The following is a 22,874-nucleotide window of genomic DNA, read 5'->3' as shown; positions in this document are numbered from 1 at the left end:
TTGTAATCCATCGCCAAAAATCATCCGCTGAGGTTTATTCCCGTCGCAATGCCTGCGATACTGGCGCCTATCGAATTTTCGGCTGATGGTCAAGCGTATCGAACCGATGCTCTGCTTGGCGGTCTTAGTCTCAATAACATGCTGTTTTAACGTCATAATTCATGGATAAATCCCTCGAAAAACAACTCGCGAAGTGGCTGCGTGACCAACAAGGCGCGTGTGGCGCTTATCTTAAATTCTCAATGTTGTTAGGTGTGTTTAACGGTGCGTTGCTGGTGGCGCAAGCGTGGCTGTTAGCCACCGTATTACACGGCGTAATTATTGACTCGGCGCCGCGTGAGCAATTTGGCTATCACGTACTGGGATTAGGCGGGTTGCTGGTCGTGCGTGCCATGGTGGCTTTTGTGCGTGAACGTGTCAGCTTTGAGGCTGGCAGGCGACTGCGTAGCGAAGTGCGTTCCGCCATACTCAATAAGCTCAGCCGTCTTGGCCCGGCCTTTGTTAACGGTAAGCCAGCGGGTGCTTGGGCCAGTATTGTGTTGGAGCAGGTGGAAGATCTGCATGACTTCTACGCCCGCTACCTGCCGCAGATGACGCTTGCCGGGTTTATTCCGCTGATCATTCTGTGTTGTGCCTTTCCGCTGAACTGGATGGCTGGGGTCATTCTGCTCGTTACCGCGCCGCTCATTCCATTATTTATGATTTTGGTGGGCATGGGCGCTGCCGATGCTAACCGCCGCAATTTTAGCGCGTTGCAGCAACTGAGTGGCCACTTTATGGATCGCCTGAAAGCGCTGTCTACGCTCAAGCTTTTCAACCGCGCGGCGGCAGAGGAACAAGCGATTGCCAAGGCTTCGGAAGCGTTTCGTGAACGGACAATGGCAGTGCTGCGTTTAGCATTTTTAAGCTCGGCGGTGTTGGAGTTTTTTGCCGCGGTTTCGATTGCGGTACTAGCGGTGTACTTTGGCTTTAGCTATTTGGGCGAATTGAATTTCGGCCACTACGGCGCGCCAATTTCGCTGTTTACCGGCATGTTTATTTTGATTATGGCGCCCGAGTTTTATCAGCCGCTGCGGGATTTGGGCAGCCATTACCACGCCAAAGCGCAAGCCATTGGTGCCGCGGAATCTATCATGGAGTTGTTGGCCGCGCCGGAGCCATTAGCGCAAGGAACACAAGCGTTACCCGCAGGCGATATCCGCATTCAGGCGCGTGATCTTAAGGTGTTAAGTATGGATGGTGTGCTGTTGGCAGGGCCGATGTCATTCGCTATCGCACCTCAACAAAAAGTGGCGCTAGTCGGGCCTAGCGGGGCGGGCAAAACCAGTTTGCTCAACGTGCTACTTGGCTTTTTGCCGTATGAAGGGTCACTCACCATCAACGGTATCGAGCTGCGGCAGCTGGACATGGCCGCGTGGCGCCAACAGCTCGGCTGGCTCGGACAAAACCCACAACTGTTTTATGGCTCGATTGCACAAAACCTGCGTATGGGAAATGAGCAACTGAGTGATGAGCAGCTGTGGCACTACCTCGCGCAAGCGCGGGTGGCGGATTTTGTCAAAGCACAACCAGCAGGGTTGGCGCATCTCATTGGCGAGTTCAGCGGTGGTTTGTCTGTCGGCCAAGCGCAGCGAATTTCGTTGGCGCGTACCTTAGCCAAGCAAGCGCCATTGCTGTTACTGGATGAACCGAGTGCCAGTTTAGATAGCCAAAACGAGCAATGGGTGCTGGCGGCACTGCAACAGGCACTCTGCAATAACGCCTGCTTGATGATCACCCATCGTTTAGACCAACTGGCGAATATGGATCAAGTGTGGGTACTGGCAGATGGCGTCATTGTACAGCAGGGCACAGTCGCACAACTCAGTGAACAAGCGGGTGTATTCCAACAGATGCTACAAGAGCTACCGCTACAAGCCTCGTTGGATGATGGCGAATTACCAACGTTAACCCCAGCAGGAGGCGCACAATAATGAAAGTCTTATTGCCATTTTTGCGTTTGTTCCGTCGCCAGTGGGGGATGATGAGCCTTGGCCTGTTGCTGACGGTAACCACTTTAGCTGCCGGGATTGGTTTGCTATCGCTATCCGGTTGGTTCTTGTCGGCGGCGGCCGTGGCGGGGTTAAGTGGCGTGGCGATGAACTATTTTACCCCCGCCGGCGGTGTACGAGGTTTCTCAATCGCCCGCACCGCTAGCCGTTACGGTGAGCGTTTGATGACGCACGAAGCCACTTTTCGTATTTTGACTGACCTGCGCCAATGGGCGTGGAAGTCACTGTTGCCGTTGAGTGAGCGCAACTTAGCCGGTATGCGCCGCGCCGATCTGCTCAATCGTTTGGTGGCGGATATTGATACGCTGGATCATCTTTACTTGCGCTTACTCACCCCATTGACTGCATTTGCGGTGATGTTGGTGTGTCTGTTCGGGTTTATCGGTTGGTTTGATTGGACGCTGGCGCTGATCCTTTGTGGTGGTTTGCTGCTGGCATGGTTAGTGCTGCCTTTGGTGTTTTATCGTCTGGGTAAACAACCGGGCACGGCGGTGCTCAATGGTCGCCGTCAATATCGTATCGGCCTGTTGGGCTGGCTGGCGGGGCAAGCAGAATTAGCGTTATTTGGTGCCAGTGCGACACAGCGGGCCAAGTTAGATGCCGATGAACAGCAATGGCTTGCCAGCCAGCGTGCTATGGCGAGTGTGACAGGCTTAAGCCAAGCGGCCTTGATTGTATTTCACGGCACTATTTTACTGTTAATGCTATGGTTTGCTGCCGATGGTGTCGGTAGTGATATTCCGCCGGGACCGATGATGGCATTGCCCGTTTTTTGCGCGCTGGCGGTGTTTGAAATGATGATGCCGCTCGCGGGGGCGTTTCAGCATCTATCATCCTGTCTGCTGGCTGCAGAGCGGGTGAGTGAAATCACACAGCAACAGGCGGATATCGTGTTTCCTGCCAGCAGTGCTGCGCAAGTGCACCAGGGGGCTATCACGCTGCAGGGCATCGAGTTTGCTTATCAGCCGCAGCAGCCAATTTTGCAGCAGTTGGATCTCGCTATTGCTGCTGGTAGCAAAGTGGCACTGTTGGGTAAAACCGGTTGCGGTAAATCCACCTTGTTAGCGTTGTTGACGCGGCAATGGCTACCACAAGCTGGGCAAATCTTGCTGGACGGTACACCTGTTGAGCAGTTCACCGAAACGCAACTACGTGATGCAATCACGGTGGTCAGTCAACGGGTGGCGCTGCTGGCGGGCACATTACGCGATAACCTGCAGATGGCCTCAGCCACTAAACTGACAGATGAGCGCTTGGCCGAGGTATTAACCCAAGTGGGCTTAGGTCACTTGCTGGACGGGCAGGGATTGAAAGCTTGGATAGGTGAGGGTGGTCGCCAGTTATCGGGTGGCGAACAACGCCGTATTGGTGTGGCGCGGGCGTTGCTGCGTGATGCGCCAATCCTGCTGCTTGATGAACCTACCGAAGGGCTAGATCGCCGTAATGAGCAGGAGATCCTCAAGCTACTGTTCGCCCATGCGCAAGGTAAAACTTTGTTGATGATCAGCCATCGTTTAACTGGCATGGCGCAGATGGATCAAATCCATTTATTGGATGGCGGTAAGATTGTGGCCTCAGGCAACCACGATGTGCTATTTGCCAATGAGCCGGCCTACAGCGCGCTTTATAAAAAACTGCATTAACACAATGCTTGGTGATTAACGTAAAAGGACGCCTGTGGGCGTCCTTTTACGTATGGCTTGTGGTTAGCCGAGTTTCTTGGAGAGCGCTAAATAACGATGCACCTCTTCAGCGGGAAACATCAACTGGTCGTTCTCCTTGACGCTGCTCAGCAGGTTTTCACGTGCGTAGCGTTTGATGGTAGTGGGCGTCTTGTCCAATAGCGCGCAGACCTCTTCCAGCGTCAGCATAGCTTTATTCATAAACTGTCTCCTGAGTCGAGAATGTCTGCGAAAGTATAGTCAGGCTATGTTGGCTTTGCTAAGGGGCTGTTGATCTTTAGTGTTTAATTTTTGTTCAAATTAAACGCATTATGAACGAGGCGAGACCTGCGACGCTTAGTCAACTAAGCAAGCTGGGCGCAACAACGTTCAGGAGGCGTTTAAATGAACCCTTCGGGCAGCAACAGCGCGCAATTTATTCAGCGTTAGGTGCTGTTGGTGGAGAATAACTACACGGCACATCACCTGCCTTGCCTAAATCACTCGCTGCCTGCTGCAAAAACAATCAGCAAAGATAAACAGCCCCTATTCATCCGCAAAAATTACTCCCGCGGTGATTTTCAGCCACGCGGGAAAAGGTAATGTTAATCTTTTGATACGGGATTTTGCTGCTATTGGCTATTTTTCTGTGTTAACGTCTTGGCTTTATCGCGTTGGCCGGCATCCTACACGGCCGTAAGAATAACAATTGGAAGACCATAATAATGAAAATGAAGAAGTGGCTTAGCAGCATTGGCATGCAAGTGGTGATTGCCATGCTGGTTGGTGCCGTCGTTGGGCACCTCATGGGCGCAGATGCCGCCGTTTTTGCACCGCTTGGTACGCTGTTTATCTCGTTGATTAAGATGTTGGTGATCCCGCTAGTACTAGTGGCGATCGTGGTTGGCGCCGCCAGCTTAGGTGACAGCCCATCAGCGGGTAAAATTGGTATCACTACCTTTGCTTTTTTTCTGATCACGTCTGCGCTGGCGGTGGTATTGGCCATCGGGCTTGGAGTTTGGCTTAAGCCTGGCGCGACGGCCGACTTTTCTAATGTGGCGCAAACTAGCGACATGATTCAAGTCACCGCTGCCGACGGTAAAATTGCTGGTGCGGTTGATACCATCATCGGCATGATCCCAACCAACGTGTTTGAGTCGATGACCAGCGGTAACATCATTCAGATTTTGGTGTTCAGTATCTTCTTCGGTATCGCGTTGACCAAGGTAAAAGGCGATGGCGCTAAACAAGTACAAAAAGGCTTGAGCACTATATTGGAAGCGCTGGTGTGGATGATCACTAAAGTGATGATCATCGCGCCGTTAGGGGTATTTGGTTTGATGGCTGAAGCGGTGGGCACCTATGGCTTTGAGCGTCTCGAAGTGGTACTCAATCTGTTCTGGATTTACGTCGCTGGCATCTTCATCTTCGGCTTTGTGGTCTATCCGCTGCTGGTGCATTTCTTGTCGCCCGTCTCGGCCCGTCGTTTCATCTTTTTGATGAAAAAACCGCAGGTGATGGCGTTATCCACGGCCTCGTCTATGGCGACGTTGCCAGTGAATATGCAAACCGTGGAGGAGGAGTTAAAAGTCAGCAACGCTACTGCATCGTTTGTGTTGCCATTGGGCGCAACCATCAATATGAGCGGTAACGCGATTTACTACGGTTTAGTGGCGATATTCTTTGCGCAGATGTATCAGGTTGATTTGAGCATGATGGCGTACGCGGCAATTATTTTGACCTCAACTTTAGGAGCGATTGGTCAGGCTGGTGTGCCGGGGCCAACTTTCCTCGTGGTGGCGGTGTTGATGTCTGCAGGGATCCCGATTGATGGCTTGCCGTTGCTGTTCGCTCTGGATCGTATCTTTGACATGATCCGTACCGCGCTAAACATCACCGGTGACGCGGCATGTGCCGTGATTGTTGATAAGTATGCTCCGAAAGACGCCGCCTAAACCGCTATCGTCTTGCTAACAAAAAGCCACCGCATGCAATGCGGTGGCTTTTGACGTTTAGTGCTACGGAATCTATTCGCTGTCGCCCAAGGCAAGCAGTGTGGCGTTACCACCAATCGCAGTGATGTTGTTGGTGCGAGTTTTTTCTGTCACAAAGCGTTGTAGGTAGTGTGGGCCACCCGCTTTAGGGCCGGTGCCCGACAAGCCTTGGCCGCCGAATGGTTGCACACCCACCACCGCACCAATCTGGTTACGGTTAATGTAAACGTTGCCCACGTTCACTTTATCGGCAATTTGCAGCGCATGGGTTTCGTTGCGGCTGTGAATGCCCAGCGTCAAGCCGTAACCGGTGCTGTTGATCTCGTCGATCACCTGCGCCAAGTCTTCGGCGTGATAACGCACAATGTGCAGAATCGGGCCAAACTGCTCTTTCTCCAGCACTTTGATGGACTCAATCTCTACTGCCGTCGGGGCCACAAAGTGACCGTTAGCGCAGCTTGCTGGCAGTTCCACCTGCTTGAGCAAACGACCAACTTGCTTGATGTGTTCAATATGACCGTTAAGGTTCGATTTAGCCGTGGCATCGATCACCGGGCCAACATCGGTTTTCACATCGCCAGGGTAACCGATTGTCAGCTGTTCCATGGCGCCTTTGAGGATCTCTTCCACGCGGTCAGCCACATCGTGCTGCACATATAGCACACGCAATGCGGAACAACGTTGACCTGCGCTGGTGAAGGATGAAGCCACCACGTCACCGACCACTTGCTCTGGCTGCGAGGTGGAATCAACCACCATGGCATTTTGACCGCCGGTTTCAGCAATCAGCGGAATAATCGCGCCGTCACGGTTGGCAAGTGTGCGGTTAATCGCTTTGGCAGTGCCGGTAGAACCAGTAAAGCACACACCGCCGATATGCTCGTCAGCCGTCAACTTGGCGCCCACGTTGCCACTACCAGGCAGATATTGCAGCACATCTGTAGGAATGCCTGCTTCGTGCGCCAATTGCACCGCGCGGAAACCAATCAAGCAGGTTTGTTCGGCCGGTTTAGCAATGACGGTGTTACCGGTTGCTAACGCGGCAGTGATCTGACCTAAGAAGATTGCCAGCGGGAAGTTCCATGGGCTGATACAGACAAATACCCCTCTGCCCTGCAGGAACAGTTCGTTCAGCTCTCCCGTTGGGCCTTGTAGCAGCTCAGGTTTGCTCATCATCTGCTTGGCATTGATGGCGTAATAACGGCAGAAATCGACTGCTTCACGGACTTCATCAATACCGTCTTGCAGGCTTTTACCGGCTTCGCGAGTACACAGGACGATCAGTTCATCGCGGTGTTCTTCCAGCAAATCGGCCAGTTTTTGCAATGCGGTAGCACGCTGTGCAACCGGCGTGCGACACCAAGTTGGAAATGCCGCCGTGGCGCCTGCTAAGGCTTGTTCTATAGCGCTGTCGTCAGCCAAGGTCACACTGCCCACGGTTTGGGTGGTGTCATAAGGGCTCACCACAGTTTGTTGCTTGCCATTGAGCTGCGTACCATTGACCAGCGGGCCTGCTTGCCATTGATGGTCGTTGAACGCCGCCAGCGCTTTAAAAAATGGCGTCGATTCTGAAATGATGTCCATATTTAATCCCTTGGAGTTTTTACGCTGCGCGCCATAGATGTCGGCGGGTAGGGCGATTTTGTTATTTGCCAGGGTGGTGTATTTGCTAACGCTCTGCAGTGGATGCTGTGTCAGCGATTCAATAGGCGTTTTTGGATCAACCAATTTGTGAACAAAGGAGCTGTTCGCGCCATTTTCCAGCAGGCGGCGTACTAAGTAAGGTAGCAGCTCTTTGTGAGCGCCAATCGGTGCGTAGATCCGCACTGAGCGCTGCTTGTTTTGTGCCAGTAAGGTGTCGTATAGCTCTTGTCCCATGCCGTGCAGACGTTGGAATTCAAAAGCGCGCTCACCCGCGATATCACTAATGGCGGCCACGGTTTGCGCATTGTGAGTGGCAAACTGCGGGTAGATGGCGCCCTTGGTTTTATCAGACAGCAAAAAGCGTGCACAGGCCAGATAGGAAATGTCGGTATTGGCTTTGCGGGTATATAGCGGATAACCCGCTTCGCCTGCTTGTTGAGCCCATTTCAGCTCGCTGTCCCAGTAGGCGCCTTTCACCAAACGTACCGGAATGATGTCGCCTTGGCTGTGAGCCAATTTATTAATCCACAACAACACCGGCAGCGCCCGTTTGGAATAGGCTTGCACTACTAAGCCAAGTAAGCCCCAGCCTTTGGCGGCGTCGGAGGTGTAGAGTTTTTGAAACAGTTCAAGGGACAGTTCCAGACGGTCAACTTCTTCAGCATCAATTTGGATACCGACATTGAGGCGCCGCGCCTGCTCAATCAAACGGATGACCGTTTGGTACAACTCTGTCATTACACGGTCTTTGTTGGCAACCTCGTAACGTGGATGCAATGCCGATAGCTTAATGGAGATGGTTGGTCGTGGCGCGTCGTTCTCATTGTACGGATTAGCGCCCAGCTCATTAATGGCATAGCTGTAATCTTCAAAGTACTTTTGTGCATCTTTGGCGGTAAGCGCGGCTTCACCCAGCATATCGTACGAATGGGTGTAACCCAGTTTACGGGTGGCTTCACTGTTTTTGAGCGCTTCTTTAACGGTGCGACCAAGGACGAATTGCTTGCCCATGATCTTCATCGCGGCGTACATCGCTTGACGGATCACCGGCTCACCAACACGGTTAACTAAGCGTTTTAATAAGTTGCTTGGCTTACCATCGATGTTGCGGTCGAGTTTGATGATTTTGCCGGTCAGCATCAGCCCCCAAGTGGAGGCGTTAACTAATACTGAATCACTCTTTGACAAGTGTTCATCCCACTTCGCGCCAGAGAGTTTATCTTCAATCAGAGCATCGGCGGTGGCGGCATCGGGAATGCGCAACAGGGCTTCGGCAAGGCACATCAAAATGATGCCTTCTTGGGTTTCTAAGCTGTATTGCTGTAAAAAGGCATCAATACCAACGGTAAGGCCTTTTTTGTCGTACTGACGCACACTGGCGACTAAATCGTGGGCGCGTTGCGTCACGCGAGTTATAGTCGGCTCATCGGCAGGAACTAGGGTGATCAGCTGTTTGAGGTAGCTATCTTCATCGACGATGTAGTTATCGCTGATTGCGGTGAAAAGCTGGTCGAGAGTGGCATTGTCATAATAGCCAGCAAGTACTTCGCTCGCTTTAAACATAATTTTATCCATCCAAGCCATTGAGGCATTAAAGGCTGCTAAACATCTCAATCGCAAATTGCGCTTGTAGTTTTTATTGACCATCGGGCGCTTGCGCGCTGCGATTATACCCGCAAAACGTGATCTACCACACTGTACTAAGAGCTATTGTGGCGATTGTTTGGTTACTAAGTTTTTCAATCTGATTTACATAGCAAAAACAAAAAAGCAGTGTTTAAAAAACACTGCTTTGTCAGTAAATCTATACGGCTTAGAACCAGCGATCGCGTTTCTTCGCTCGTGGCCTTGGCAGGTACACTAGCACCACGGCTATCAGTGCGCCTATGGCTGCTATGACGCCACCTTCACGCCACATTTTGTATTTGTCATTGTTGTGCAGTTCCGCTAACTGTTTCTTGGCATCGTCACGTTCTTTGTTGGCACGTTGTAAAGCGGCTTTGGTATCGGCGAGTTCAGAACTAAGGTGATCAACCTGAGAATCAGCACTGCCTTTTTCACTCAAAGCACCTTGCAGCTTTTGCTGCTGCTGCTTTAACTGCTCTTGTAACGCTGGCAATTGGTAGCGGAAAGAGGGGTGTTGCACGAGAGAGTCGGTTTTTACCCAACCATCACGGCCTTTGTGGTCGACAATGTGACTGTAATCATCTTGGGTGTCCCCTAACAAGGTCACTTTTTCTCCGGCTTCAATACTGCCCAAAATGCGGTACTGATTACCTGGCCCACCATGGATATAAATAAAGATATCGTCAGAAATATAGCCAGTTTGTTCCGCAGCAATTGTGGCCGATGTGAACAGTAAGGCTCCAATGAGTAAAATCCCTCTCAGCACGGGTATGCTCTCTTTTTGTCAGTGTTGAACCCATGCTAGGGGATCTTACCTTACAAATGCAAGAGGGAAGCCATTGGCTTCCCTCTTTATCAGTTTGATTTATCCTGATTTTGCGAGCAGTGAACGGCTTAGCTGAACACGCCCTTAATGGTAAAGAAGAACAGGATAGATAAACCAGCACCTGCAGGCAGTGTCACTACCCAAGATACAACGATGTTACGTACCACACCGATGTTGATGGCCGCGATACCACGTGCCATACCAACACCGAGTACGGCGCCTACCAATGTTTGGGTGGTAGAGATTGGCAAACCAGTACCTGAAGCGATAACAACAGTACTTGCTGCAGCGAGTTCAGCAGCAAAACCACGGCTTGGCGTCAGGTGAGTGATGTTCTTACCAATGGTTTGCATCACGCGCTTACCAAAGATAGCCAGCCCACAAACGATACCAAAGGCACCCAGTGGCAGAATCCACCACACCAACGATGCTTTACTAGAGATCTCGCCACCACTGCTCACTACAGAAACAACGGCTGCCAATGGGCCAATGGCGTTGGCCACGTCGTTAGAACCGTGGGCAAATGCCATACAACAGGCGGTCACAATCATCAGCAAACCGAACACGCGTTCTACGTTGTTGTAGTTGGCTTGGCGTTCTGGCTTCTCGCTCATTTTTAAACGAGAGATTAGCACCTTGCCACACAGACCAACAACGACAGCAATCAACAGCGCTACGGCGTATGCTTCGATGGTGGTTAGATGCAGGCCAACGTGTTTCAAGCCTTTAATAATGGTGACCAGCGACATCACAAATGCTGCCAGCGCCATATAAAAAGGGACGTACTTTTTAGCGTTTCTCAGTGGATCATCAGTGTTGAAAATCAACCGTTGTACGCTTTGGAAAATACAGAAGGCGATAAAACCTGAGATAGCGGGTGTGATAATCCACGAACCAACAATACCGACGACTTTACCCCAAGATACCGACTCATAGCCCACACCCACGGCGGCGAAACCAATGATGGCACCAACAATAGAGTGCGTGGTGGACACTGGCCAACCTAGGGCTGACGCTGCAACCAACCAGATACCTGCGGCGAGCAGCGAAGAGATCATGCCGTACACTAATAGTTCTGGTGAATCGGTAAAATAGTTTGAATCAATAATGCCATTTCGAATTGTGCTAGTTACCTCGCCTCCCGCAAGATAAGCCCCAGCAAATTCAAAAATCATTGCGATAATAATCGCCTGTTTAATGGTTACTGCGTTGGCACCTACTGAAGTGCCCATCGCATTCGCTACATCGTTGGCGCCAATCCCCCACGCCATAAGAAATCCAAAAACAGCAGCAATTCCGATCAACCACGGACCGTTAGTTACTAATACCTCAACCATACTGTAACCTTGTAAAAGTTATTCTTCTTTAGACGCGAGCAAGCATAAGCTCGAGACGAGACCCAACGCGTTCCGCGAGATCAGCAAGATCCCCGACCCATTCGATAATCTTGTACAGGAACATCACGTCGATTGGACTCAAGCCTGCTTCAAGCGCATAAAGCTGCCGGCGAACCTGAATTTGCAGTTCGTCAGTATCTTCTTCAATGACATCAAGCTCGCTAATCATTTTGGCAACCAGCTCAACTTCGCGGCCACGGAAGCCAGCTTCAAGCAGGTCGTCAAGTTCATTAATCGCTTCTTTTGCCAAGGCAACAGCATCTAAACAGCGCTGCAGATAGGCGATGAAGGGAGTTTGGATTGCTTGTGGTACAAGCAGTTGGCGGCCGATTATACGACCTGAAATGTCTTTAGCCTTGTTGGCGATTTTGTCTTGTTGGGTTAATAGTTCCAACAAGTCGGTACGCTCAACGGGCATAAATAGACCACCAGGCAATGTCAGGCGGATTTCACGTTTCAGCGTATCTGCGTCACGTTCTTCCTGACTGATGGTTTTGCGGATGGTGACAGCACTGTCCCAATCACCAGCAATGGTTGCCTCAAAAAAAGGTACCAGCAATGATGCACAATCGTATACCTTGTCAATGTGCTCTTGCAGCGGTTTAATTGGCGACTTAGCGAACACGCCTAAAATAGAGTTTACTGGCATAGCCGTTTACCTACTCAGCTTATTCCACGATTGGAAACGCGGGCGAATGTTACCCCATGCGTCCACTTATTGAAACTGTGTTTTTTCCTACACAAGATCAGTTTTAATATATTTGGGCTATATATCAAGGCTGCAAAAGGGTAAGACAGTTTTATGACATTTGTGTGACATTCGCTAATTAGTATGACAGTTATATGAATATTTAATGAAGAAGTGAGCTACGAATCGCATGTCAAACGAACAGCAACCACAAGAAATCGAACTCAAACTCATGCTCGATCCTGAGCAGGTACCCTCTTTAAAAGCCGCTATAAATCAATTGGCTGGAACATATGAAGGCCAAGAAAAGCTATTGGTTAACCGCTATTTTGATACGCCTGAGTTGGCCTTGCGTAAGTTAGAAATGGGGCTACGCGTCCGTGGCTGCAATGGAGCGTTGGAGCAGACGATAAAAACCGCAGGGCAGGTGATTGGCGGCTTGCATAGTCGGCCTGAGTATAATGTCGCCATCCAGGGTGAACAGCCTCAGTTGGCGTTATTTCCAGCAGAGATTTGGCCAGCGCACACCGATATTGCGCAGTTGCAGCAAGCATTGACCTGTCTTTTTAGTACAGATTTTCAGCGCACGACTTGGCTTATTCAGCGGCAAGACGCCGAGGTTGAGGTTGCGTTTGACCACGGCAACATTAGTGCCGCTGGCGACCGAACAGCGATATGTGAGGTAGAATTTGAACTGTTTAACGGCCAGCCTGCGGCATTACTTACGTTGGCCATGCAGGTAGCCCGCGCGGTTCCTGTGCGCTTAGGCAAAGCCAGTAAGGCGCAACGCGGTTATCGTTTGGCTGGTCAACAAGCCTTGGCAGAGCCAAAGGCTCCAGCATTGGCGCAACTGAACTTGGCGAGCTTATTGGCCGAATGGCAAACCTTGGAGGAGGCGATTAGTGTGTTCGCCGATGAGCCAGCCAAATCGCAACAGTATTGGCTGTGGCTTGCAGAGCTGTTGGCGCAGCTGCCGCGAGTGTTACAACTCAAAGCGTTAGAGGAACCGATTGCGGAATTGAGCTTGTGGTTGATTGGTGAGTTACAAGTGGACAGTGAACTCCCTGCCGCACAACGTCTTAAACAACTGCAACAGCAGTTGTACTATGGTCAACTACAGCTGCAGTTGTTGGCATTATTGTTAGAAGCGTAACAAGTGACAATGTTACTACTATCGCAGTAGCAACTTAGTTGGATGATGGTGGTGGTTGCTCAGAAGGCGTGGCTTGGTAGAGCGCGGTTTTCAGTTCGGCAATCTCCAACATCATCTGCCGCTGGTTGTGCTCCATCCGTTTCAGCACTTGATCCATCTCTTCGCGCATCTCTTTGCGTTGCGACTCTAACTGCTCCTGTTCATCTGGCGCCACAAATATTGATGCCATATAACCGGAAATCACCCCGAAGAAGCTCACCCCACACACAATCACCACGCCACCGATGACATGGCCAATAGTGGTCACCGGGTAAAAATCACCGTAGCCGACGGTGGAGATGGTGACCAATGACCACCAGATGGCATCTTCTGCCGATTTAATATTAGCGCCGGGGACACCGTTTTCGACCAATAGCATTAGCACTGAGGAGAACGCCATAATGGTGACCATCGCCACCATCAAGCTGGCTAAGGTGGCTTGGCGGCGTTGCTTGAGTAGCATGCCGATGATCGAACGGCTCATGCGGATCAGGCGTATAACCCGCAGAATTTGGAACAATCTGGCTAAACGTAGCGGCTCAATCGCGGGAATACTGGCGACAAAATCAATCCAGTGCAGTTGCAGATATTTGACCTTTTGCTTAGCGCGAATTAAGCCGACAAAGAAATTCAGCAGAAAAATGACACAGATGCCGCTATCGATAAGAAACAGCAAACGCTTGGTTTCTTTATCCATCGGCACTAGCACCATCAGCAAAATCAGAATGACGGAGATAAATGACAACATCATCATCGCCAGTTCGAAGGGGCTGACAAGTTCGTTACCAATGTTCCAACGGTGTTTGATGGGCATAAGCTGTAGCGTTAGTGTCGAGTACAACTAGGTTAGAAATTATTACCCTAACTGTAAATGGGTTTATTTCTGGTCGTTAACGTAATCCACCAGATCTTCTAACACACGTTTTTTGATATCAAGCTGTGCATCAGGTGGCAGCCCATATTTTTCGGCGAGGAGTACGTAATCTTCAGCGCTGAGTGATACGGTGAGACGAGGACGTTTGGGGCGGCGTGAAACGCTGAGCCCCAAAATCATGCGGATTTGGTCTGATGGGCTGACCCCCCGATCCAACGCGGCTTTGCGGATGGAATACTGGAAATGTTCATCTAGGTCAAAAGCAACCTGGGTAGCCTTGGCTGCTTTTTGGTTTTGCAGCCAAGTTTCCGGTAATGGGTGGTCTTTACTCATTCGTCTCTAATCTCCGGGCCAATATTCTCGAATATCACTCAACGGTCGATAGAGCGTCAGCATGACATCAGTGTCACCGCCTTCATACACTTCGATCTCGATGGCGTGAGTTTCCTGGCTATCCAATAACTCATAGGATTCAAAAGGTTCACCGGGATTATTTTCCACATATTGCGAAGGTTTACCATTGCGATAATCTTTTTTGTGGAAGTATCCAAACCGTGCGAACCCTGTTTGGTAGTACTGCTCGCCTAGCCATTGTGCGAATATTTCGGTGTCTTTGGTGAGTGGCCGTGGAGATAGCTCAGCTTCTCCTGGCTCTGCAAAAATTTCAGCAAAGGTATCCATATCGAACAAGGCTTCAACATCAGCACGCGGCAGTTTTATGGAGAAACTCAACCAGACTTCATCGTCATCGTCGAGTCCCATAAACAGAGTATCACCAAGTTTCCCTTTGAGCACCCATTCCGGAGTATGTTCACGTTCAAATTCGTAAGTATTGACCAACTCAACGCGTAATTGCTGCCCCCGCAGCTGCGGGGGCAGGGCAAAACTGTCATCGAGGGTGATCATATCACCCACGTTGAGTTGTGATGGATGATTCAGCTGCCGTGCTGGTTGTTCATCATCGTTACCGAACAGCTTGCCAAAGAAGCCCATCCTTAGGCTCCTTTCTTCGCTTTCAAACGTTCCAGCACATCGCTGGCACTGCTTTTCTGTTCGCCGATACCAGCTTCAGCCAGTTTGGCCTTTAGTGAGGCATCGCTGTTTTCAGCTTCCAAGTCTTCAGAAGCTTTCAAGCGGTCATCAAACTGTTGTTGACGTGCCTTGATGCGCTCTAAAGAATCTTTTGCATTCAGCAGTTTAGAGTTGCTTGAGGCAAATGAATCGGTAATCGATGCCGTTGCTTTCTGTACGCTTTCAGTGGTTTTAACCATCGATAGCTGACGTTGATAGTCGGCCAACTGACGTTCTGTTTTCTTAACAAGCTCTTTCAAGCGGGCGGCATGAGCACTAAAGCTTTGGTTAGCTGTGGTTTGTTCTTCCAGCTGCTGCTCTAGCTCAGCAATTTTTTGTGCCACTTCTAACGCCAGTGACTCGTTACCTTTTTCCAGCGCTTGGGTGGCATAACCTTCATGTTCAGCGATAGAGCGTTTCAGACGTTCGATTTCACGTGCCGCTTGCATCTCTTTGGCCATCACGTCAGTTAATTCACGTTTGGCTTTGGTCAGATGTTTCTCCGCGTCGCGGATCTCTTGTTCAAAAATACGGGTAGCGTTTGCGTCGACAATGCTTTGGCCGACTTCAGTGGCGCCACCGCGGAATGCAGTTAAAATTTTATTCAAAATACCCATGATGGGCTCCTTATTTCAAAAAGTCGGCCATTTCGTCGATAACTTCCAGACAGTTGTCTGACAGTACTGACAATTCTTGTTCAATCTCCAGCATGCTGGATTCGAGCGACAATGCACCGAACAGTACATATTTGTCGTCTATTTTTGCGAATGAAGACAGCGGCATGGGAATGTTGAAACTCAACATGGTTTCAAACATTTCGGTCCGGCTTTCTGGAATCACTTCCTCTTCACCCCACAGATAACTGATGCACAGCACTTGGCTCTCGGTGACCGATACAAAAATCGGTAACTCTTCACGGCCAACCACATTCACTTGCAATACTTCCACGTCCCCATCAATGGGGTAGCAGTCAAACTGAAAGCCAGTAGAACTGCCGTCGCCAATCCCGTTAAGATGGTTGGCAATAGTGTGAATATTCATCTCTTTCCTCGCTGACATATTATGTCTGTGGATTAAGATAACACTGAGACATAATATGTCAAGTGTTATCTCGACTATTTAAAACGTGGCAATCCCCTGCGTATCTTTCCATGCTTGCAGGTGATAATGATATAGCTGCATGGAGCCTAACTCGTTCACTTTCACTTGGTCTAACTTACTGTAAAAGCCTTTTGGAAACGCAAACGATGCGCGCACCAAATCTGGTGTTAACCATGAGTCTGGCACGGGCAGCTCCTGCATTGGCCATAGCCGTTGCTCCGCATTTTGCCCTTGTAATGTGCCTATCGTCCAACCCCATTCACCAAAACTTGGTACGTTATGGTGATACTGCTTTACATCAAACCCCGCTGCCGCCAGCGTTTTACCAACAGATAAAAATGCTTTTGTCGCATGGTACGGCGAGGTGGATTGAATGGTGATCGCGCCATCTGCACTCAGCAGTTGTCCTAATTTACGATAAAACATATCGGAATAGAGCTTATTGAGATCGGGGTGCGATGGGTCGGGCAGATCGACAATCACAGTGTCGTACTTCTCCCCTTTGGCAATCAGTTTGTCTACGCCGTTGAACGCGTCATCAATCATCACATGCACACGCGGATCATGAAATGCATTGCCATTGAGTTTAAGCAAGGCTTGGCGCAAACGTTGCGGCATCTCTTCTGGCGGATCGGAAAACAGCTTAATCATCTCAGCGTCCAAATCTACCAAAGTGATATGTTTCGGTTGCCATTTAAAGATCTGTTTTAACGCCAAACCATCACCGCCGCCAATCACCAGAATGTTATCGTGACGGGCACTGGCTGCCATGGTCGGATGCACCAAATAAGCGTGATAGATGTGTTCATCAATCGACGAAAACTGTAAGCGGCCATTGAGATACAAACTGTACGCCGGTGGTAGTTTGTTGCCCATCAAACGTTCGGTGAAATTGATCTGCTGAAAGCGGGTAGCTTTGGCATAAATCACATTGTCTTGATACAGCAGGTTGTTGAAACTCTGTTCCCAAAACGGGCCTTTAATCGCCAGCAACAGCAGCACGCCTGCGGCAAAACTGTGGCCGAGCAACAACCATTTGGCGGCCTTAATCCGTTTACGGAAGCGCAGAATAAATAGCAGTCCGGCGAGCAGGTTAAACGCCGCGGTCAGAGACGCTGCCAGCTGTGTATCCAATGCCAGCATAAAGGCGACCCAAATCGCTGCACCAATGCCAGCGCCGATATAATCCGCGCCGTAGATAGTGCCTGCATTATGCAGTAGATGCTCTTGCGATAAGGCTTGGCGTACGCGAGCAATCAGCGGGATCTCCATGCCGATCATCAGACCGAGCAATACGCCCCATACATACGGCAGATAAACCGCCCACTCTTGAAAATCACCAATGAAACCGCCGTTAGGCAGTTGGTCAGGCGGTAAACCTAGGGTCTCGGCCACAATTTTAGGCAACGCATGACCAAAACCGATGATGGCGGCGGTGACTAAAATGGCCAACGAGCCCATCAGCGCCACGGTGAGTTCGAGAATGGCAAAACCGGTGAAAGCTGACTTGATATGACGTGCCGCAAAGGCACCAAAGCCCATTGATACGATCATCAGACCGATCATGGTGTAGATGGCGGCTTCCAGTGCACCAAGTACGCGACCAGCGTAGTGGGATAGGAGGTATTCGTAAATTAGGCCGCAGGCCGCGAGGATCCCCATGATGCCCAGCAGTAGGGCATCATCAAACCAGTGAGGACCACGCCGCGACTTCGCCTGCATGGTATTTTCGGCCATAACTTACGCCATCAATCCTGTCATAACCACCGCAATCGAGATGCTGATTGCCATCTCTACTGCCGCCAAACCGATGTTTTGTTGGCGTTCAATTTCGTCAGACAGGTCAATACGTGCCAACACCAGTTTTTTAACAATCCACAGCAGAATGCTTAATACCAACAGCATCATCAGTGAAAATACAAACCAGCCGATCAGGTTGGTCACATAGGTGGTTGGGTCATACACCATGAAATGGCTGGCCGCATTAAAGGTAAAGCCCATCGCCAGCATAGAACCCGCGTGACGTAGTGCCAGTGCGGTATTGCCTTCTTCCAATGCTTGTTGCAGTGAATGCCCTTGGTTACGACGGCGGTAGAAGATTTCCAGCGCGCGGGTTAATACCACCAACATCAATTGCGATACCGCAAAGGCGCTGAAGATGGCGATGAAAGTATTAATGGTTAAATCTTCCGCCCAAATTAATACCGCGCGGATCACCAACGCGGTAGCCATGGCAGCAGCGGCGTCAACAATCGCCACTGGAATGTTGCCTTTCAAAATCGCTGCGGTTTTATCCACTTGGTTGAGAGCGATTTTATCGTGCACATAGCGACCGAATTTAATCAGCAGCAAACCGCAAATACCGTAGGCGGCCATGCCGATAGCTTCTTGGGCGTAGCTATGTGCGGCGGCCCCAGTAATGGCCCCAGTAAGCACAATACCTAACGCGCCGACAGCACCTGCAGTGCTAATACCAAAAGCAAAGTTATCGCGTACAGCCAGTTCGTCACGGCTGTTTACTTTTGCACTCCAGCCTTGCATGTAGCGCATCAGTGTTAACAGCAGAACGGCGATGCCGAGGTCGATGGCGAGGATAATCGCCAGTTCCTGTGTAATACCGAATTCCTGAAAAAGCGTCATTGTTATTCCTTGTATCTTTGTCAGTTATTTACCGCGGCTAATGCCACGGGAAGTGCGCGAACTAGAGTTTCTAAAACTGCTGTCCTTGGCGTAGTTAGAACGGAACGTGCTGCCACTGCTACGAGACGCCGTGGGGGCAGGTGTGCTGCGGCTTTGGCGTGACAATGCAGTAGAACCAGTACGTGATTTAGCATAGGGGCTTTCAAAGCGTTTACCTTGATTACTGAACTGCTTTTGCGTGCGTTGATAGACACGATCTTGCGCTTTGCGTTGGTTCGGTGAGGTGTAGCGATAACGGCCTACGTCGTTGTAATAGCTATAATCGCGATGACGCGACCAGCTGTCGTAATAGATTGGGCGGTTGAAAATGCTATTGAACATGGAATACATGCCATACCATTCCCAAAACGACATGCCGCTGCTGTTGGTTTGCCAGTGGCCATAATTAGGGTTACCGACCAATTGGCTACCGGCGCCAAAGTCTTCTGCATTATTGGCATTTTTTGACGCTGCTGGGCTGATGGCATTTACCCGCGCTAACTTGCCATTAGACATGTCGGCAATCACGTTGACCTGATCTGACAGCAGATCGTTGAACTGATTAGGTTCAGTGGCATCGTAGATATCTTTTAATTCCTGAAGTTGTGCCGATTTGTCAGGGAAGTTGGGGGTATGTTTGGCATCGTCTAGACGCTGTACCAACGCTTTAAAGCTTGGGCCATCTTTGGTGGCATCCAGCGCTAGTTGATCAAGTAATGGGGCTAGATCGCTGCGTTCATTCTTCAAAATTTGCGCATATTGCTTTAACAACATGGCATTACGAATTTCGTTGTTATCTAACTTTTGACTCAAGCTGTTGAGCCGTTGACTATCGAGCTGCTGATATTGGGCAATCTCTTCGGCAGTATTATCCCCGCATCCTACGAGGGACAGCAGCAAAAATATGCCGAAAACTCGGATTAACATCCTCGCCATGTAATCTCCATTTAATTTAACATTAGCCTAAACACACTGTTCTCATCCTGCCATAGGCTCATGCGTTGAGTTGGTGTAACCTGTCCGACTGGTACTCATCAATCGATAACTATACCAGCACATAATGTCGAGTCATGTGCATGATACAAACGAAGAGTACGCGGATCTATAACATTTTTTGACATATTATGTCGAACAAAAATTAGTGGGGCTAAATGGGAATGAACGCACAGCGCACGGACTATGATTCTGGGCTCGTCAATCAAGTCGCAGATAAACACCTCGCTCAGCTGCAGCAAGTGTGGCCGGAGTGGGAGCAACTGCTGCCTGAGCAGTTAGCTAGCTTGCGCCGTGTGTTGGGGCTAAGTGACTTTGTCGCCGAGCAACTGTGCCGTCATCCCGAATGGATTGGCGAGTTTTTTCAGCACGGGTTTAACCACCCAGAACGACAAAATTTTACCGCGGTATTGCATGAATTAATGCAAGAGGCTAGCACCGAAGAACAAGCCAAACAGGTATTGCGTCAATACCGTAATAAGCAGATGGTGCGCTTAGCTTGGTGCGATTTTCTCTGCCTATCACCACTAGAAAATGCCTTGCTGGACCTGTCAGTATTAGCTGAAGCGCTGATTATTGCCGCGCGCGATTGGCTGTATAACGATATGTGTCAGTCACTCGGTACGCCATGCGATAAGCAGGGCACACCGCAGCCATTGATGATCCTCGGCATGGGCAAACTCGGTGGCCGCGAGCTCAATTTCTCCTCCGACATCGACCTGATTTTCACCTTTCCAGAACATGGTGAAACCGTTGGTGGCCGCCGCACTCTCGACAACCAGCAGTTCTTTATCCGTATGGGGCAGCGTCTCGTTAATTTGCTGGGGCAAGTGACCACGGATGGTTTTGTGTTCCGTGTCGATATGCGCTTACGGCCGTACGGTGAAAGTGGCCCGCTGGTAGTGAGCTACAGCGCGCTGGAAGATTATTATCAAGAGCAAGGCCGCGAGTGGGAACGGTACGCCATGGTGAAAGCGCGCGCGCTGGGGCCATGGAATCATTTTTCTGATCAGCTACATGATCTGCTGCGGCCATTTATCTATCGCCGCTACATCGACTTTTCTGCTATTGATTCACTGCGCCGCATGAAGCAACTGATTGCCCAAGAAGTACGTCGTCGGCAACTGACCGACAACATCAAACTTGGGGCCGGTGGGATCCGCGAGGTCGAGTTCGTGGTGCAAAGTTTCCAGTTAATTCGTGGTGGCCGAGAGCCGGAGCTTCGCTGCCAAAGCATTTATGAAGCGATTGGCGCCTTATATCACTTTCATCAGCTCGACTACTTTGCCGCTGAGGAACTGCGTAGTGCCTATTCGTTACTGCGGCAAGTGGAAAACCTGCTGCAAGCGATTAATGATAAACAGACACAAACTCTGCCAGATAACGCCTTAGATTGGCACCGATTGTGTTATGCCACCGATACCGCCAATGAGGCGGAGCTGCGCGCCAATATTGAAGCCGCGATGACTAAGATCCACCGCTACTTCCGCGATGCGGTCGGGGGTGAGGAAAGTAGCGAAGCGGTTTATGATTGCTGGACCGTGCAGCTGTGGTGCGCGCCACATCTTGAAGATGCCAAACTGCTGCTCGCCGAGCATGGCTTTGAGGACGACTCATTAGCCGACACGTTATTTGCGTGGAAAGACACTGTCGGACGTCGTTCGATTGGGCCGCGCGGCCGTGAAACGTTAGATAAGCTAATGCCGAAGCTGCTGGAAGAGATCGGTTTAACCAATGCGCCAGCCGATGCCTTTAAGCCGGTGTGTGGCGTACTGGAGCAGATCCTTACCCGCACCACCTATCTTGAATTGCTTTACGAAAACCCTGGCGCTCGTCAGCAGTTGATCAGCCTGTGTAGTGCCAGTCCGTGGATTGCCTCTGAGCTGGCACGGTTCCCGATGTTGCTTGATGAGCTGATTGAACCCGCCCAGTTGTATAACACTACCTCATTGGACGATTACGCCAGTGAGTTACGCCAATATCTGCTGCGTATTCCCGCTGATGATATGGAACAACTGATGGAAGGTATGCGCCAATTCAAGTTGTCACAGCAGTTAAAAATTGCCGCTGCCGATGTTACGGGCGTGCTGCCAGTGATGGAGGTGAGCGACCACTTGACGTTCTTGGCCGAGGCATTAATCGAGCAAGTGGTGCACTACGCTTGGCAACAGGTGACGGAACGCTTTGGTGAACCGCAAGATATTCGTGCGGGAGATATGGCGTTTGCCGTGGTGGGGTATGGCAAGTTGGGCGGTATTGAGCTGGGTTATGGTTCCGACCTCGACTTAGTGTTTCTGCACAATGCGGTTGAAGGCACCACCAATGGTGAGCGACAGATTGAAGTCGGCCTGTTTTACGCCAAGCTCGCACAACGCATTCAGCACCTGTTCTCTACTCGCACTGTGTCTGGCATCTTGTACGATGTAGATTTACGCTTGCGGCCGAGTGGCGCGGCGGGACTGTTAGTCAGCAGTATCGACAGTTTTGCCGAGTATCAACAGCAAGAAGCATGGACTTGGGAGCATCAAGCATTAGTGCGGGCACGCTTTATTTATGGTGATAATGCCCTTGCTGAACGCTTTGCCGATATTCGCAATAATGTGCTGAGTATGCAACGCGAGCCGCAGCCGTTGGCGGAGCAAGTCCACCAAATGCGCCTTAAAATGCGCGAGCACCTGCTGAAAGTGCCGAAAGAGATGTTCGACCTGAAACAGAGCGCGGGTGGTATCGCTGATATTGAATTTATTGCGCAGTATTTAGTGCTGGCGAATGCCCATCAATATGCTGAACTCTGTATGTGGTCGGATAATGTACGCATCTTTGAAGTGGCTGCCGAGTTAGAGTTAATCCCTGTCATGTGCGCCCAAGCATTAACGCAGATCTATTGCCATCTACGCGATGAGAGCCACCATTTAACGTTAGCAGGTAAGCCGACACAGTTGCCTTGGGAACAAGTGCGCCAGTCGGCCACACAGGTGATTGAGATCTACCAAGATGTGTTGGGGATTCGCGTTTGATCAAGCGATTAACGTGAAAAATCCACATGATGATTTGTAAGGCATAAAAATCGTGAGCTG

18 protein-coding genes are annotated in these 22,874 nt (G+C 50.3%); 5 read left to right on the top strand and 13 right to left on the bottom strand.

The features are described 5' to 3' along the window. Nucleotides 1–161 precede the first annotated feature (161 nt). Nucleotides 162–1,973 carry a heme ABC transporter permease/ATP-binding protein CydD gene (cydD, locus tag ACN0TT_RS07290; protein WP_417761479.1) on the top strand — a complete coding sequence of 604 codons (1,812 nt, stop codon included), beginning with the start codon at nucleotides 162–164 and terminating at the stop codon, nucleotides 1,971–1,973. Continuing rightward, a complete protein-coding gene (cydC, locus tag ACN0TT_RS07285) occupies nucleotides 1,973–3,694 on the top strand; it encodes a heme ABC transporter ATP-binding protein/permease CydC (RefSeq protein WP_417761478.1) in 1,722 nt (573 codons plus the stop codon). Before cydD ends, cydC begins: the two co-directional genes overlap by 1 nt. 63 nt (nucleotides 3,695–3,757) lie before the next feature. On the opposite strand, the gene ACN0TT_RS07280 is transcribed toward cydC, so the two are convergent. Beyond that, nucleotides 3,758–3,934: a helix-turn-helix domain-containing protein gene (locus ACN0TT_RS07280; protein WP_417761477.1), complete on the bottom strand. Its 177-nt coding sequence runs from the start codon at nucleotides 3,932–3,934 to the stop codon at nucleotides 3,758–3,760. A gap of 503 nt (nucleotides 3,935–4,437) precedes the next feature. Here ACN0TT_RS07280 and ACN0TT_RS07275 point away from each other — a divergent pair. Next, nucleotides 4,438–5,667 (top strand): dicarboxylate/amino acid:cation symporter, encoded by a 1,230-nt coding sequence (locus ACN0TT_RS07275; RefSeq protein WP_417761476.1) that lies wholly within the window; start codon nucleotides 4,438–4,440, stop codon nucleotides 5,665–5,667. Nucleotides 5,668–5,739: 72 nt separating this feature from the next. Here ACN0TT_RS07275 and putA read toward each other — a convergent pair whose 3' ends face one another. The 4 genes from putA to ACN0TT_RS07255 all read right to left on the bottom strand — a co-directional run bounded on the left by putA (nucleotide 5,740) and on the right by ACN0TT_RS07255 (nucleotide 11,848). Then, a complete protein-coding gene (putA, locus tag ACN0TT_RS07270) occupies nucleotides 5,740–8,913 on the bottom strand; it encodes a bifunctional proline dehydrogenase/L-glutamate gamma-semialdehyde dehydrogenase PutA (RefSeq protein ID WP_417761475.1) in 3,174 nt (1,057 codons plus the stop codon). A gap of 250 nt (nucleotides 8,914–9,163) precedes the next feature. Next, nucleotides 9,164–9,742 (bottom strand): TIGR04211 family SH3 domain-containing protein, encoded by a 579-nt coding sequence (locus ACN0TT_RS07265; RefSeq protein WP_417761474.1) that lies wholly within the window; start codon nucleotides 9,740–9,742, stop codon nucleotides 9,164–9,166. Between the two features lie 128 nt (nucleotides 9,743–9,870). After that, entirely contained in the window at nucleotides 9,871–11,139 is a 1,269-nt protein-coding gene (locus ACN0TT_RS07260; protein WP_417761473.1) for an inorganic phosphate transporter, read from the bottom strand. Nucleotides 11,140–11,167: 28 nt separating this feature from the next. Beyond that, entirely contained in the window at nucleotides 11,168–11,848 is a 681-nt protein-coding gene (locus ACN0TT_RS07255; RefSeq protein WP_417761472.1) for a TIGR00153 family protein, read from the bottom strand. 229 nt (nucleotides 11,849–12,077) lie between these two features. Between ACN0TT_RS07255 and ACN0TT_RS07250 the strand changes: the two genes are divergently transcribed. Further along, on the top strand, nucleotides 12,078–13,040 hold the full coding sequence (locus ACN0TT_RS07250; RefSeq protein WP_417761471.1) for an inorganic triphosphatase: 963 nt from the start codon (nucleotides 12,078–12,080) through the stop codon (nucleotides 13,038–13,040). A gap of 34 nt (nucleotides 13,041–13,074) precedes the next feature. On the opposite strand, the gene ACN0TT_RS07245 is transcribed toward ACN0TT_RS07250, so the two are convergent. From ACN0TT_RS07245 to ACN0TT_RS07210, 8 genes are all read right to left on the bottom strand, one after another. Beyond that, nucleotides 13,075–13,893: an ion transporter gene (locus tag ACN0TT_RS07245; protein WP_417761470.1), complete on the bottom strand. Its 819-nt coding sequence runs from the start codon at nucleotides 13,891–13,893 to the stop codon at nucleotides 13,075–13,077. A 63-nt stretch (nucleotides 13,894–13,956) separates the two neighbouring features. Continuing rightward, nucleotides 13,957–14,286 carry a hypothetical protein gene (locus tag ACN0TT_RS07240; protein WP_417761469.1) on the bottom strand — a complete coding sequence of 110 codons (330 nt, stop codon included), beginning with the start codon at nucleotides 14,284–14,286 and terminating at the stop codon, nucleotides 13,957–13,959. Nucleotides 14,287–14,292: 6 nt separating this feature from the next. Then, nucleotides 14,293–14,946: a hypothetical protein gene (locus ACN0TT_RS07235; RefSeq protein ID WP_417761468.1), complete on the bottom strand. Its 654-nt coding sequence runs from the start codon at nucleotides 14,944–14,946 to the stop codon at nucleotides 14,293–14,295. A 2-nt stretch (nucleotides 14,947–14,948) separates the two neighbouring features. Continuing rightward, nucleotides 14,949–15,641: a PspA/IM30 family protein gene (locus ACN0TT_RS07230; protein ID WP_417761467.1), complete on the bottom strand. Its 693-nt coding sequence runs from the start codon at nucleotides 15,639–15,641 to the stop codon at nucleotides 14,949–14,951. A 10-nt stretch (nucleotides 15,642–15,651) separates the two neighbouring features. After that, nucleotides 15,652–16,065, bottom strand: a complete 414-nt coding sequence (locus ACN0TT_RS07225) for a YjfI family protein (RefSeq protein ID WP_417761466.1) — start codon at nucleotides 16,063–16,065, stop codon at nucleotides 15,652–15,654. A 78-nt stretch (nucleotides 16,066–16,143) separates the two neighbouring features. Further along, nucleotides 16,144–17,862, bottom strand: coding sequence for a polyamine aminopropyltransferase (locus ACN0TT_RS07220; RefSeq protein ID WP_417761465.1), 1,719 nt, complete (start codon nucleotides 17,860–17,862; stop codon nucleotides 16,144–16,146). Between the two features lie 3 nt (nucleotides 17,863–17,865). Beyond that, nucleotides 17,866–18,765 carry a DUF350 domain-containing protein gene (locus tag ACN0TT_RS07215; protein WP_417761464.1) on the bottom strand — a complete coding sequence of 300 codons (900 nt, stop codon included), beginning with the start codon at nucleotides 18,763–18,765 and terminating at the stop codon, nucleotides 17,866–17,868. A 24-nt stretch (nucleotides 18,766–18,789) separates the two neighbouring features. Next, nucleotides 18,790–19,740 carry a hypothetical protein gene (locus ACN0TT_RS07210; RefSeq protein WP_417761463.1) on the bottom strand — a complete coding sequence of 317 codons (951 nt, stop codon included), beginning with the start codon at nucleotides 19,738–19,740 and terminating at the stop codon, nucleotides 18,790–18,792. A gap of 215 nt (nucleotides 19,741–19,955) precedes the next feature. Between ACN0TT_RS07210 and glnE the strand changes: the two genes are divergently transcribed. Next, complete coding sequence (gene glnE / locus ACN0TT_RS07205; RefSeq protein ID WP_417761462.1) at nucleotides 19,956–22,814, top strand: bifunctional [glutamate--ammonia ligase]-adenylyl-L-tyrosine phosphorylase/[glutamate--ammonia-ligase] adenylyltransferase; 2,859 nt, start codon at nucleotides 19,956–19,958, stop codon at nucleotides 22,812–22,814. Nucleotides 22,815–22,874: the final 60 nt, after the last annotated feature.

Source organism: Shewanella sp. (assembly GCF_048265805.1).
Taxonomy (GTDB): Bacteria; Pseudomonadota; Gammaproteobacteria; order Enterobacterales; family Shewanellaceae; genus Shewanella.
This window is presented reverse-complemented; position numbering and strand designations above follow the sequence as displayed.